The organism is Rhodoferax sp. (assembly GCF_025354435.1).
Taxonomy (GTDB): Bacteria; Pseudomonadota; Gammaproteobacteria; order Burkholderiales; family Burkholderiaceae_C; genus Rhodoferax_B.
Genome location: NZ_JANXMU010000052.1, coordinates 13144 through 26406, shown reverse-complemented (window position 1 = coordinate 26406; position 13263 = coordinate 13144). Strand labels below are relative to the sequence as shown.

10 protein-coding genes are annotated in these 13263 nt (G+C 63.0%); 1 reads left to right on the top strand and 9 read right to left on the bottom strand.

Annotated elements, in window-relative coordinates; genetic code table 11:
* Window positions 1–70: 70 nt before the first annotated feature.
* Complete coding sequence (locus Q0T48_RS14290; RefSeq protein ID WP_295957328.1) at window positions 71–463, bottom strand: hypothetical protein; 393 nt, start codon at window positions 461–463, stop codon at window positions 71–73.
* A 74-nt stretch (window positions 464–537) separates the two neighbouring features.
* Here Q0T48_RS14290 and Q0T48_RS14285 point away from each other — a divergent pair, with 74 nt between their 5' ends.
* The gene (locus tag Q0T48_RS14285; RefSeq protein ID WP_295957327.1) at window positions 538–1584 is read left to right on the top strand and encodes a nitronate monooxygenase; all 1047 of its coding nucleotides are present in this window, start codon (window positions 538–540) and stop codon (window positions 1582–1584) included.
* Window positions 1585–1606: 22 nt separating this feature from the next.
* On the opposite strand, the gene Q0T48_RS14280 is transcribed toward Q0T48_RS14285, so the two are convergent.
* The 8 genes from Q0T48_RS14280 to Q0T48_RS14245 form a co-directional block, all read right to left on the bottom strand.
* Complete coding sequence (locus Q0T48_RS14280) at window positions 1607–2791, bottom strand: DUF3734 domain-containing protein (protein WP_295957326.1); 1185 nt, start codon at window positions 2789–2791, stop codon at window positions 1607–1609.
* A 185-nt stretch (window positions 2792–2976) separates the two neighbouring features.
* Window positions 2977–3516 (bottom strand): pseudouridine synthase, encoded by a 540-nt coding sequence (locus Q0T48_RS14275; RefSeq protein WP_295957324.1) that lies wholly within the window; start codon window positions 3514–3516, stop codon window positions 2977–2979.
* 122 nt (window positions 3517–3638) lie between these two features.
* Window positions 3639–5630 carry a glycoside hydrolase family 28 protein gene (locus Q0T48_RS14270; RefSeq protein WP_295957322.1) on the bottom strand — a complete coding sequence of 664 codons (1992 nt, stop codon included), beginning with the start codon at window positions 5628–5630 and terminating at the stop codon, window positions 3639–3641.
* Between the two features lie 559 nt (window positions 5631–6189).
* Complete coding sequence (locus tag Q0T48_RS14265; RefSeq protein ID WP_295957319.1) at window positions 6190–9171, bottom strand: L-glutamate gamma-semialdehyde dehydrogenase; 2982 nt, start codon at window positions 9169–9171, stop codon at window positions 6190–6192.
* Window positions 9172–9280: 109 nt separating this feature from the next.
* The gene (locus tag Q0T48_RS14260; RefSeq protein ID WP_295957317.1) at window positions 9281–9886 is read right to left on the bottom strand and encodes a MarC family protein; all 606 of its coding nucleotides are present in this window, start codon (window positions 9884–9886) and stop codon (window positions 9281–9283) included.
* Window positions 9876–10814: an arginase gene (gene rocF / locus Q0T48_RS14255; RefSeq protein WP_295957315.1), complete on the bottom strand. Its 939-nt coding sequence runs from the start codon at window positions 10812–10814 to the stop codon at window positions 9876–9878. Before rocF ends, Q0T48_RS14260 begins: the two co-directional genes overlap by 11 nt.
* Window positions 10811–11899 (bottom strand): ornithine cyclodeaminase, encoded by a 1089-nt coding sequence (locus tag Q0T48_RS14250; RefSeq protein WP_295957314.1) that lies wholly within the window; start codon window positions 11897–11899, stop codon window positions 10811–10813. The genes rocF and Q0T48_RS14250 overlap by 4 nt, the downstream gene beginning before the upstream one ends.
* 205 nt (window positions 11900–12104) lie before the next feature.
* The gene (locus Q0T48_RS14245) at window positions 12105–13193 is read right to left on the bottom strand and encodes a porin (RefSeq protein WP_295957312.1); all 1089 of its coding nucleotides are present in this window, start codon (window positions 13191–13193) and stop codon (window positions 12105–12107) included.
* Window positions 13194–13263 lie beyond the last annotated feature (70 nt).

Here is a 13263-nt window from a genome sequence, read left to right as displayed (position 1 = left end):
ACAAGGAACGCCCAGAGCGCGCACATCCAGGGGACGCAGCAGCCCGAGCCTAGCGCAATGCCGGATCGGCCTACAGACGGAAGACTTGGTTGAAGAGGTAGAGCGGCGGACTGCCGGGGGGCCGCGCGGGGTTGGCCGCCGGAGCGGCCCAGACCGCCAAGGCCCGCAAGGGCAACAACCACACCAGCGTCCACAGCGCCGCCCACACAGGCGACGGCAGATCCACGCCGCTGCTTTGGTGGGGCGACTGCGGACTGGCCTCGCCCGTGGCCTTGCACAGGTTGGGCTGCGCCGGGTCCATCTGGTCGGCAGGCATAGCATCGCAGCCCGGCATGGTGCTGGCCGCCACCGGCTTCAGCCACTGGGGGCACACATAGCCTGCGGTGGCCAACTGCGCAAACAGCACGCACAGAACCACCCAAAGGGCAATCCAGAGGCGGCGTGTGGGCAGGTGCAAAGACATGTATTCATGTTTGCCACAGCAGATGCTGGGGGGTCTAAACTGGGGTTTTGCTCCACCGGCACTAGCCCATCCCTATGCAACTCTCTACTCTTTTAGGCACCCAGCTGCCCCTCATCCAAGCCCCCATGGCTGGGGTCCAGGGCAGCGCGCTCGCGGTGGCCGTTAGCAACGCGGGGGGCCTGGGTTCTTTGCCCGCCGCCATGCTGGGGCTGGAGGTTTTGCAGGCCGAGCTGACGCGTATCCAGGCGCAAACCAGCCAACCCTACAACGTCAACTTTTTCTGCCACACCCCGCCGCCGCCCGCAGATGACACACCGTGGCGCGCGGCGCTGGCACCGTACTACCAAGAGATGGGCCTGAACCTAGCCAGCATCGTCCCTGGCCCGGGCCGCGCGCCATTCAGCGCCGAGGCCGCGCACCTGCTGCGCGCCTTTAGGCCACCGGTGGTGAGCTTCCATTTCGGACTGCCCAGCCCCGCGTTGCTGGAGGTGGTGCGCAGCTGGGGGGCCAAGGTGCTGTCTTCGGCCACCACGGTGGAAGAAGCGCTGTGGCTACAGGCGCAGGGGGTGGATGCCATCATTGCCCAGGGCCTGGAAGCGGGCGGGCACCGTGGGCATTTTTTATCGGACGACCTGACCCAGCAAATGGGTACCTTCGCCCTGCTGCCGCAGATCGTGCGGGCGGTGGGCTTGCGTGGGAGTAACCTACCGGTGATTGCCGCCGGGGGCATTGCCGATGCGCAAGGTGTGGCGGCGGCCATGGCCCTGGGTGCGGCAGGCGTGCAAATCGGCACGGCCTACCTGCTGTGCCCCGAGGCCACCACCAGCGCCATGCACCGGGCTGCGCTGCAAAGCGATGCCGCGCAGCACACGGCCTTGACGAATGTATTTACCGGGCGGCCCGCGCGCGGCATCCTGAACCGGGTGATGCGCGAGCAGGGCCCGATCAGCGCCGCGGCCCCGGCGTTTCCTTTGGCCACCGCCGCCATGGCCCCGCTGCGGGCGGCGGCAGAGCGCCAGGGCAGCGGAGATTTCTCGCCGCTGTGGTCGGGGCAAAACGCCAGCGGTTGCCTGGCCCTGCCTGCGGCAGAGGTGACACAGGCCCTGGCGAAAGGGTTCTAAAACCGGGCCTAAACCGACGGCCTCAGTGCTTCTCGGGCTTGGTCAAGTCCAGCACGTTCACGCCCGCGGGTGGGCGGTGGCGGTTGAGCCAGCGCGGGTCGGCCAGGCTGCGCTCTACGTCGGCGCGTCCGGCGGCCCAATGCTCACGCACCGTGGCGCGCGAGAACTCGTAGTCTTTGGACTGGGTTTCAAAGTGCTTGCTGCGGTGGATCAGGTGCACGATGGTCACGGCGGAGGCCGATCCGGCGTTCAGCAGCTTCTTCAAATCAGGGTCGTTGGCAAATTCGGGTGGCAGCTTGGCGGCCAGCTTTTGGGCGGCGTTGGAGAGCTTTTGCTGCGCCGCCACCTGGTCGGTGTTGAAGCGGGTGCGGCTGGCAAACTGGATGTCCTTGCCCCGCTCGGCCACTTCGCTCAGGTTGCGCGGCATGTGGCCCTGGGCACTGAACAAATCCACCTGGAACACCAGCATGTCTTCGGCGGCGGGCTGGTCGATCACGTACTGCAGCGGGGTGTTGGACACCAGACCGCCGTCCCAGTAGAACTCGCCGTCCACCTCTACCGGCGAAAAACCCGGTGGCAGCGCGCCGCTGGCCATGATGTGCTGCGGCCCTAGCGGCTTGGTGTGCAGGCGGTTGGCCGAATCAAAGTAGGCGAAGTTGCCGCTGGTCACGTTGACCGCGCCCACCGACAGCCGCACATTGCCGTCCGGGCAGTGGCGGTTGATGCGGTCAAAGTCCACCAGCTTGAGCAGCGTGGCGCGCAGCGGTTCGGTGTCGTAAATGCCCAAGGCCGCCAATGTGCCCTGGGGCTGGTACTGGGCGGCTGGCACACGGGGCTTGAAGAAACCCGGCGTGCCCAGCATCGACACCATGGCCGCGCTGGATTCGTTGAAAAACTCGCGCGCCTGGATGCCCCAGTCGGCAGGTGGGGCCGGGGCCACCAGCTGCGACGACACGCCCTCCCAAAATTCCTTCAGGCGCGGTACCCGCAGGTGCTTGGGGTTGCCCGCGATGATGGCTGCGTTGATAGCGCCAATCGACACGCCCGCGACCCATTCGGGGCAAATGCTGTTTTCTTCCAGTGCCTCATAGACCCCCGCCTGGTAGGCCCCCAGCGCGCCCCCGCCTTGCAGCACCAGGGCGCATTGTTCGTGGTGCGGGCCGGGCAAGGCCTTTTTGGAAGCAGCGGAAGCGGAGGAAGAAGCCACGTTAAAACCTTTCAGGCAAAGCCATGTTGCAATGCAGTATAGAGGTGGGTTTGGCGGCAGGGATGTCCACCGCGCAAAGAGGCCCGACACCGGCATCACTACAAAATAGATAGCTACTAGCGTATACCAAATATACGCTATAGGCACTTTTTATATAAATTCCCAGGGGCAACAGAAGCGAATTGTTACGCTGCCAGCCGCCACGCGCCCGGCGGCAAATCGCCCAGCGTAAAGGAGCCGATCTGCACCCGCACCAGCCGCAGCGTTGGCAAACCCACGGCCGCCGTCATACGCCGCACCTGGCGGTTGCGCCCTTCGCAGATACGTATCTCCAGCCACGCGGTGGGCAGGTGCGCGCGGTAGCGTACCGGCGGTGTGCGCGGCCACAGGCCGGGCGGTTCGTCGATCTGCACCGCCTCGGCGGGCAGGGTCATGCCGTCGTTGAGCAGCACGCCCTGGCGTAGCGCCTGCAATGCCGCCTCGGTGGGTGTGCCGTCTACCTGGACCCGGTAGGTTTTGAACTGCTTTTCCTGGGGCTGGGTGATGCGCGCATTCAGCACGCCGTCGTCGGTCAGCAGCAGCAGGCCTTCCGAATCGCGGTCCAGCCGCCCCGCCACGCGCAGGCTGGGGTCGGTGATGAACTGCGCCAGCGTCGGCCGGTCGCCATCGGGCCGGAACTGGGTGAGGACGTTGAAGGGTTTGTTGAAGAGGACGATTTTGGGCATGGCATCCCCCGCCTCTTGCGGTGCAACATCGACGGTGTGCGGCGGGGAGCCCGCATTTTGCCTGCTGCGCGCCGGCCCATGCCAGCGGACGGGGCATGGCCGCCCTCCGCTGGCACGCGGCATCAGCGCGCGTCGGACACGGTGCGATTGTTGACGACCCCGGCAATGGTGACGTTCTTGAGCACGATGTCGTGCACGTTGTACGCGTAGATCGGTCCCGCGGCTGTGGCCGAAGCCGGACCCGCAGATGCTGGAGTGCCGAAATCGCAGTCGGTGATGGTCACGCCGGTGATCGCAGGCACGGCGGGTACCGGCAGGCTGCCGTTGTAGTCAAACGCCACCGGGCCCTGGGCGACGATGGCCTGGAAGCACGAGGCCGTCTGGCCATTCAGCGTGACATTGCCCACCTTTACATTGGAGATATTGACGTTCTGCACCAGCGCGGGGCGCGTGCGGATCGCGTCCTTGCTGGACTGGTAGTCGCAGTCAAAAGTGATGATGCCGCCCTGCGAGGCCGACGGGTTGGAGCTGGCGGTGGTCGCCACGCCAATGGGCACGCTGGCGTTGATGGGGCTGCCCACCAGCAAAGAGCTGCCGTAGCCTGCGCCGCTCAGGCTCACGCCGTTGGGCAAGCTCACGCCGTTGACGTAGAAGTCCTTCACATAGCCGCCGCGGTTCATATTGGTCTTGATGCGGATGGCGATGTTCAAGGCGTTAGTGGCCCAGTTCTCGTTCAGCATCACCAGGTTGCGGGCGTAGATTTTCTCAATCCCGGCACCCATTTCGCTGCCCAGCGTGATGCCGCCGTGGCCGCTGTTCATGGTGCAGTTCTGGATCAGGTGGTTGCGGGCCGGGCCGTATTCGGTGTCCAGGTTTTTGCCGGACTTAATGGCGATGCAGTCGTCCCCGGTGTTGAACACCATCTTGTCGCACAGCACGGTATTGCAGGCATCGGGGTCAAAGCCGTCGTTGTTGGGGCCAATGCTGTCGACCAGCACGTTGCGGATCGCCACGTTGGTACAGCCCACCGGGTGGTGCTGCCAGAAAGGCGTGTTGCGGGTTTGGTAGCTGTCCATCAGCACATTGGTGCAGCCTATGAACTCGACCATGCAGGGGCGCAGGAAGTGGCCCAGGCCAAAAATGCGCTGGGCCACCGGCACACCCGCCTTGGACAGCGCAGGCAGGTAATTCTGATCCTGCTGCCAGGGCGTGACGGGGTTGGTCAGCAGGGTGTACAAGGTGGCATCGATGCCTGGCACCTTGGTGCGCAGATCCACATTGCGCGGATTGCTATAGGCCTGCGAAGGGGTGGCCGAACCCACCACGCCGTACACGCCGGTATTGCCCTTGTACGTCCACCAGCAGGTGCTGGTATTGCCGCTGCCGACAAACGGTGTCATGGCCTGCCCGTTCAGGATGGAAGTGTTACCTTCGCCGGTGAGGGCGATGTTGGTTTGCTGGTAGGCGTACACGGGCGAGCCGTAGTTCAGGCAGTCATTGGCCTGCCAGCGGGTGTAGTACAGCTTGCCGTTGCTCTGGCAATCCACCGGGCCATCTTTGGCGTAATCGCTGGGGATGGGGCTGAAATAGATGGTGCAGTTGGCGCTCAGGTGAAAGTTCACATTGCTGAGCAGCACGATGGGGCCCGCACAGTACCAGTTGCCCGATGGCACCACGACACGCCCGCCGCCGCTGGCGTTGCAAGCCTGGATCGCCGCCAAAAAGGCCGGTCGCGCATCGAATGCACCGACCGCCGCCGTGGTGTCCGCGCCTGCACTGGTGGGCGATTTGCTGGCATCGGTGTAGGGGTTGGGGGCCGACACCACCGCACAGGTCTGCGCGCCGTAATCCACCACCGAGAAATCCCGCTTGGGAAACATGTTTTGGGTGACCGCGGCCAAGGCTTTCTCGATCCGGTCAGCGGCACCACTGGTGCCCCAGATAGGGTCCCAATCGCCATTGCCACCACCACAGCCGACGAGCTGGCCCATGGCCAGGCCGCCGAAAACCAGGCCGGTACGTTCTAGGAAGGTGCGGCGTTGGATGCCCGCAGGAGTTGCAAAACTGTTGCCAATGGCGGACTGCAGCGCGGAAGGCGTGGGTTTGGTGTTCATAGCGAATGCCTGTCAAAAACAAAGGGGTTTGCAAAACCCGCTGGGAGGAAGACTTCCAACGGGGGACCGAGCACGCCGAAAAGGGGCTCGGCCATAGAACGGGCGGCCAAGAACCGCCGCGATGGTCCATGCGGGGGTGGAAGTCTCCTTATAGTTGTCTAACGTCTGACCACTAATTTAATGGAGCCACCTTGGCGATGTCAACGAATTTCAGAATCTTTACCCTACGCAACACTTAAGGTTTGCAGGGCACGGGTAAATCTGGATTACAAAATGCTTTATTTTTTGGTTATGATGTACGTCATCAGACAACAAAATCTAAAACCATGCCCCCATAGTGGCAGGGATGCATGGAAACCTTTTCCATGTAGATCGGCCACCAGGGCACGGGTGGTGGTCCTTGCATGTCGCATCGGTTGTTCCAGACCGATCCGAAGGTGCTTGGCGAAAGACGCAAAGCAATGCAGCCCGGGGCTGCGCAGTGATGCAAAAAAAAGAACAAATAGCCTGCCAGCGTATGTTCCTTATACGCCAGCAGCTATTTATTCAATAGCAAGCCTCAAGGCATCGCCGCCAGCAGCGCCGCGTTGCCGCCCGCGGCCGTGGTGTTCACCGTCAGCGTCTGCTCGGCGCAAAAGCGCACCAGGTAGTTCGGGCCGCCTGCCTTGGGGCCGGTGCCGCTCAGGCCTTCGCCGCCGAAGGGCTGCACGCCGACCACCGCGCCGATGATGTTGCGGTTGATGTAGACGTTGCCGATATGCGCGGCGGCAGCCAGGGCGTGGGCGCGGCTGTCGATACGGGTCTGGATGCCCAGCGTGAGGCCGTAGCCCAGCGCGTTGATCTGCTCGATCACGGCTTGCGGATCGCCCGACCAGCGCACGATGTGCAGCACCGGACCGAAGATTTCCTGCGCCACGTCGGCCACCTGGTTCAGCTCGAAGGCTTGCGGCGCTATCAAGTTAGTAGCATCTTGTGCAGGAGGAACTGGCGCCAGCAGTGCTTTTGCCGTGGAATGCAGGCGCAGAATGTGCTTTTGGATGCCGTCGAAAGCTTCTTTGTCGATGACTGGGCCCACGTCGGTGGCCCAGTCTGCGGTGTTGCCCAGCACCAGCTCTTTGGCCGCGCCTTGCACCATCTCTATCACGTGGTCGGCAATCGCTTCGTGCACACACAGCAGGCGCAGGGCCGAGCAGCGCTGGCCTGCGCTGCGGAAGGCGCTTTGCACCACGGCATCCACCACCTGCTCGGGCAGGGCGGTGCTGTCCACCAGCATGGCGTTGATGCCGCCGGTCTCGGCGATCAGCGGGATGATGGGGCCGTCCTTGGCCGCCAGGGCGCGGTTGATGTGGCGGGCTACCGGCGTGGAGCCGGTGAACACCACGCCCGCAATGCCGGGCAGGGCCACCAGGGCCGCGCCCACGGTTTCGCCGGGGCCGTGCAGCAGCTGCACCGCGCCCTCGGGCACACCGGCGGCGTGCAGCAGGCGCACGGCTTCCAGGGCGACAAACGGGGTTTGCTCGGCGGGCTTCGCCAGCACGGTGTTGCCGGTGGCCAGGGCCGCAGCCACCTGGCCCATGAAGATGGCCAGCGGGAAGTTCCACGGGCTGATGCAGACCCACACGCCGCGGGCGGTCAGCCGCAGCTCGTTGGTTTCGCCGGTAGGGCCGGGCAGCGCGACCGGGGCCATGATGCGTTCGGCCTCATCGGCGTAGAAGCGCAAGAAGTCCACGGCCTCGCGCACTTCGGAGACGGCATCGCCCCAGGTCTTGAAGGCTTCGTTGACCAGGATGGCGCAGAAGCGGGGCATCTGGTGTTCCAGCAAGTCGGCGCTTTGGCGCAGCAGGGCGGCACGCTGGGCAGTGGGCGTTTTGCTCCAAACTTTATAGCTACTAGCGCTGGTAGTGTATGCGCTAGAGGCCAATTTGGCATCGAACTCTGGCACATTGGGAACCACCAGTGCGTCATAGGCGGTTTGCAGTGCGGCGCGCTGGGTGGCGACCTCCAGGTCCAGCCCGGCGCTGTTTTTGCGGCCTGCGCCAAACAGCACGGGCGGCAGCAGAAAGGCCGATTGCGGCTCCAGGCGCAGGGGCGAGACCAGAATTTCTTCCATGCCCACCGACTCGTCGGCCAGCTGGTGCACGAAGGACGAGTTCGCGCCGTTTTCCAGCAGGCGGCGTACCAGGTAGGCCAGCAGATCGCGGTGCTTGCCCACCGGGGCGTAGACGCGGCAGCCGATCAACGGGTTCTTCAGCACCTCGCGGTACACGCCCTCGCCCATGCCGTGCAGGCGCTGCAGTTCGAACGGGTTGCCGCTCTTGGCGGCCAGGTGCAGGATGGCGGCGATGGTGGCCGCGTTGTGCGTAGCGAACTGGGGGTAGATGGCATCAGGCGCGTCCAGCAGGGCCTTGGCGCAGGCTAGGTAGGACACGTCGGTATGGTGCTTATGGGTGAACACGGGGTAGTGCTGCAGACCGAGCTCTTGGGCACGCTTGATTTCCGAATCCCAGTACGCGCCCTTGACCAGGCGACACATCAGGCGCAGCTTGTATTTGCGGCCGATGCTGGCGATGTGCTCGATGAGTTCCAGCGCCCGGGTTTGGTAGGCCTGCATGGCCAGACCGAAGCCGCGCCACTGGGGCTGGTGCTTGGCCACCAGCGCGGCCAGGGCTTCAAACACGTCGAGCGACAGCTCCAGACGGTCCACCTCTTCAGCATCGATGGTCAGGTTGATGTTGGCATGGGCAGCTTGCTCGCACAGGGCCCAGACGCGGGGCACCAACTCGGTCAGCACGCGCTGGCGCTGGGTCCATTCGTAGCGCGGGTGCAGGGCGCTGAGCTTGATGGAAATACCATCATTTTTCTCGGTCGCGCCTGTCTTGTCTGCACGGGAAGCTATTGCTTCAATAGCGCTCTTGTAGCTTTGCAGGTAGTGCAGTGCATCGGCATCGGTACGCGCGCCCTCGCCCAGCATGTCGTAACTGTAGGTGAGCTGGGGCTGCTTTTTGCGGGCCGAGGCGGCTTCGTCCATGGCGTCGCCAATGGTCTGGCCCAGCACGAACTGGCGGCCCAGGAGCTGCACGGCGCGCACGGTGGCGGCGACCACGGTCTTGGCGCCCAGCTTGGTCAGCAGGCCCTGGGGGGCTTCGGCTTCGGGCAGGAATTTTTTCGACAGGGCAATGGCGCTGCTGGACAGCTTGGCCAGGGTGGAGCGGCCCAGTACCGACGCGGCGCCGGTTTCGTCCATGCCGTCAAAGTCGGCGCGGCCCAGTTGGTCGGCCGTCAGGGCAATCGCCGTTTCGGCATCGGGCACGCGCAGCAGGGCTTCGGCCAGGCGCATCAGGGCCAGGCCCTCGGCGCTGGAAATGGGGTATTCGCGCAGCAGGCTTTCCATGGCCCAGAACGGCGGCGGGTTGTCGCGCACGGCCTGCACCCAGGGGCGCGCGGGGGCGCTGGCCACACCCCAATCCAGCGCGCCCGACAAGGCGGCAAGGCGGTGGGCAACGGTTTCGGACTCGGACCGGTAAGGGGTGGGCAAACGCATGGTGGATTTCCTGGTGGGTGACTGCAATAACCGCTAGTTTGCCGGGTTAAAACAAAACAATCTCACCAAATTAATCAAACCAACTAGTGATTAATTTCGTAATTTTGACCTATGCCCCAATGATCGGAAATGCGTTACGCAAGCCCGAAATCAGCATCTGCACCGCCATGGCGGCCAGCAGCAAACCCATCAGGCGCTCCAGCGCGATCAGGCCGGATTTGCCGATGCGCCGCGCCAGCCCATTGGCCGACAGCAGCACCACCCACACCACCACCATGCTCAGGGTGATGGCCCCGGCCCAGCTCAGCATGCGCTCGGGCTGGCGCGAGGCCAGCAGCAGAACGGTGGCCAGGGAAGACGGCCCGGCGATCATCGGAATTGCCAGCGGCACCAGCATGGGCTCGGCCTCTTCCTCCGGGCCGGAAAAGCCCACGCCCATATTCGGGAAAGCCATGCCCATGGCAATCAAAAACAGGATCACGCCGCCTGCAATTTCCAGCGAAGCATCGGTGAGGTGCATGACGTGCAGCAGCCGGTCGCCGACCAGCATGAACACCAGCAGGATCCCTAACGCAAACAGGCACTCCCGGGTAATGACCCAGAAGCGCCGCTCTTTGGGCGTGTTGCGCAGCAGGCTGAGCACGATGGGCACGTTGCCCAGCGGGTCGGTGACGATCAGCAAGACCAGCAGGGCTGACAGAAAGTCATGTTGCATCCGTCACCTGCCGCATCAGGGTGCTTTTGCCAAACAGGCTTTCGACCAAATCGACTGCCAGCTCGGCGGTCTGGTTGCGCACGTCCAGCGCGGGGTTCAGCTCCACAATGTCCAGCGAGGCCAGCAGGCCGGTGTCGGCGATCATTTCCATGCACAGCTGGGCCTCGCGGTAGTTGGGGCCGCCGCGCACGGTGGTGCCCACGCCGGGGGCGATGTCGGGGTCGAGAAAGTCTACGTCCAGGCTGATGTGCAGATGGGTGTTGGCATCCAGTCCGTCCAGCGCCATTTCCATGGTGTGGCGGATGCCCATCTCGTCGATGAAGCGCATGTCGAAGACTTCAATGCCCTGCTCGTGCACAAAGCGCTTTTCACCCGCATCCACGCTGCGGATGCCGATTTGCACGATCTCGCGGGCGCTGATGGCGGGCACATGGCCGCCAATTTCGACCAGCTCTTTCGGGCCATGTCCGCACAGACAGGCCACCGGCATGCCGTGGATGTTGCCGCTGGGAGTGAGTGCGGCGGTGTTGAAGTCGGCATGCGCATCTAGCCACAGCACGCGGAGTTTTTTACCGGTGTCTCGGCAGTAGCGGGCCACGGCACTGATAGAGCCAATGCCTAGGCAATGGTCACCGCCCATCATGATGGGCAGGCGGCCTGCGCTGAGTTCTTTGTAGACCACGTTGTGTGTCAGCTCGTTCCACTGGGCCACTTCGGGCAGGTGGCGGTAGCCGTCTACCGGGGGCAGCCAGGGGTTGGCCGGGCCGCGGATGTTGCCGCAGTCGCGCACATCCAGCCCGGCCTGCTCCAGCGCGTGGGCCAAGCCCGCGACGCGCAACGCCTCGGGCCCCATGCGTGCGCCGCGCACGCCCGCGCCGATGTCGGTGGGGACGCCAATCAGGCTCACGCCCTGGGTGGAATTGCTCATGCTGCTTGTGTGTCGGGTAGGGAAACAGGTGCCACAAAGCGCGAAGCCGTGGGACGTACCAGACTATACAAATCTTTCGGGTCGGCGAGGTCGGGAATCAGCGCCAAACGCTGGCCCAGGCCCAATTCACGGGCGGTGTCACGCATGAAGCGCAGAGCCGAATAGTCTTCCATGGCAAAGCCGACGGAGTCAAACACGGTGATTTGCGCTTCGCTGGTGCGGCCCACGGCGCTACCGTTCAGTACTTGCCAGAGTTCAGTGACGGCAAAGTCGGCGGGCAGCTGCTGCAGGTCGCCTTCGATGCGGGTTTGCGGCTCGTATTCCACAAACACGCTGGCGGCACGCAGCACGTCGGGGTGCAGCTCGGTCTTGCCTGGGCAGTCACCACCCACGCCGTTGATGTGCATGCCCGGTTCGATCATGTCGGGCGTGAGGATGGTGGCGTTGGTTTTGTCGGCGGTAACGGTGGTGACGATGTCGGCACCGCGTACGGCCTGTGCGGTACTGGTGCAGATCACCACTTTCAGGCCCGTGCTGCGCAGGTTGTCGGCCAGCTTGGCGGTGGCCAACGGGTCGGTGTCGAACAGGCGCACTTCTTCGATGCCCATCAGGTGGTGGAAGGCCAGGGCCTGGAATTCGCTTTGCGCGCCGTTGCCGATCAGCGCCATGCTGCGGCTGTTGGGGCGGGCCAAGACGCGGGCCGCCACCACCGAGGTGGCGGCAGTGCGGATGGCGGTGGTCAGGGTCAACTCGCTCAGCAGTTCGGGCACGCCGGTGGCCACGCTGGCCAGCACGCCAAACGCCATCACCGTGGGCAGGCCGTGCAGGGCATTGTTTTTGGGGTGGCCATTGACGTACTTGAAGGCGTAGCTCAGGTCGTCTGCAATCGGCATCAGCTCGATCACACCGTCGGTGGAGTGGCTGGCCACACGGGCGCATTTATCAAACGCTTCCCAGCGCAGAAAGTCGGCCTGGATGGTATCGACCATACCGCGCAGGCAGGCATCCAGCCCCTTGCGTTGGACGATGGTGGCCACGTCATGGGCGCTGAGGAAAGGGGTGGAAACGAGGGAGGTGGTAGTCATGGTGCAGGCCTGTGGTGGGGAATGCATCTAGTGTCGCCACGCGGCATGTCAATGTAAATCGTCAATATTGCTAGCTTTATGCATGAATATTAACGTTTTGACGCATATGGTTGCCATAATGTCAAATTGACCATAAAAAAAGCCACCCGGAAAACCGGGTGGCTTTTTGTCATTCAGATACCAACTGGCTTACGCCAGCGTGGATTTAGAACGAGTGGTTCAGACCAATAGCGTAGATGTCGGTCTTGACCTTGTTGCCGCCAGCTGCTGGCTTGGTTTCGCCGAACACTGCGCCGGTGTACACAAAGGTACGCTTGGACAGGGAGTACTTAGCACCGAGGCCGAAACCGTCGCGCTTGTCGCCAGACACGCCATTCAGCTTGTCTTTGGAGTAAGCGTAGCCGGTGGACAGGGTCAGAGCTGGGCTCACAGGCACATCAACACCGATTTGGTACTGGTCAGACTTCGTGTTGTCTGCTTGCACGTTGCGGTTGTAGCTACCTTCGAGCTTAGCCACGCCTAAGTCGTACGAAGCGTTCACCAGGGTGGTCTTGTAGGAAGCAACAGCAGCGCTGTTAGCAGCTGCACTCGCAGTAGCGAAAGCAGCGGCAGGTGCCACTGGAGTGATGGACAAGGTGTTCACAGCCAGGCCATAGGCGCGCTTAGCAAGCTTGTCTTCTTGGTATGCAATACTTGCATAGATAGGACCAGCGGAGTACTGCACGTTCACAGCGCCAACGCCGATTTCCTTCTTGGCACCAGCAGTAGCCGTAGCATTGCTCTTGTTTTCGCCCAATGCGTAGCTGACAGCAGCGGTCAAACCACCGAAGCTAGGTGTCGAGTAGTACACCGAGTTGCCTGGGGTTGGATTGTAGTTATTGGTCCAAACCGAGTAAGCAGGAGCCAGCAACGAATCCCACAGTGGGTCGCTGTTGATGCTGGTGTCGTCGTAAGCGGTACGCACGTTACCGATGCGGAACTCACCGAAGTTGCCAGCCAGGCCAACATACGATTGACGGTTGAACAAAGAACCAGCCTTGCTGCTAGAACCGTTGTCGATATTGAAGCCACCTTCCAGAACGAACAGAGCCTTCAGGCCGCCGCCCAGATCTTCAGAGCCCTTCAGGCCGAAACGGCTACCGTTCACGCCACCGCTCTCAACCTTGGTCTGGCGCAGGCCAGCTGCTTTGGAAGATTGCAGGTTCACGTCAGCGATACCGTACAAAGTCACGGAAGACTGGGCCATAGCGCCAGTGGAGGCCAAAACTGCCAGTGCGATCAAACTCTTTTTCATATCAATGTTCCTATCGGGTTAAAAAGAAATAACGTAGGCAAGTGTGCACCAAAACCCAAAGCTACTAGCG

What these genes read in the sequence shown, in the direction of transcription:
- Q0T48_RS14275 (WP_295957324.1), bottom strand. Translation starts at nt 3,516, where the DNA reads ATGCCCAAAATCGTCCTCTTCAACAAACCCTTCAACGTCCTCACCCAG.
- Q0T48_RS14260 (WP_295957317.1), bottom strand. Translation starts at nt 9,886, where the DNA reads ATGCAACATGACTTTCTGTCAGCCCTGCTGGTCTTGCTGATCGTCACC.
- rocF (WP_295957315.1), bottom strand. Translation starts at nt 10,814, where the DNA reads ATGAGCAATTCCACCCAGGGCGTGAGCCTGATTGGCGTCCCCACCGAC.
- Q0T48_RS14245 (WP_295957312.1), bottom strand. Translation starts at nt 13,193, where the DNA reads ATGAAAAAGAGTTTGATCGCACTGGCAGTTTTGGCCTCCACTGGCGCT.
- Q0T48_RS14250 (WP_295957314.1), bottom strand. Translation starts at nt 11,899, where the DNA reads ATGACTACCACCTCCCTCGTTTCCACCCCTTTCCTCAGCGCCCATGAC.
- Q0T48_RS14270 (WP_295957322.1), bottom strand. Translation starts at nt 5,630, where the DNA reads ATGAACACCAAACCCACGCCTTCCGCGCTGCAGTCCGCCATTGGCAAC.
- Q0T48_RS14285 (WP_295957327.1), top strand. Translation starts at nt 538, where the DNA reads ATGCAACTCTCTACTCTTTTAGGCACCCAGCTGCCCCTCATCCAAGCC.
- Q0T48_RS14265 (WP_295957319.1), bottom strand. Translation starts at nt 9,171, where the DNA reads ATGCGTTTGCCCACCCCTTACCGGTCCGAGTCCGAAACCGTTGCCCAC.
- Q0T48_RS14290 (WP_295957328.1), bottom strand. Translation starts at nt 463, where the DNA reads ATGTCTTTGCACCTGCCCACACGCCGCCTCTGGATTGCCCTTTGGGTG.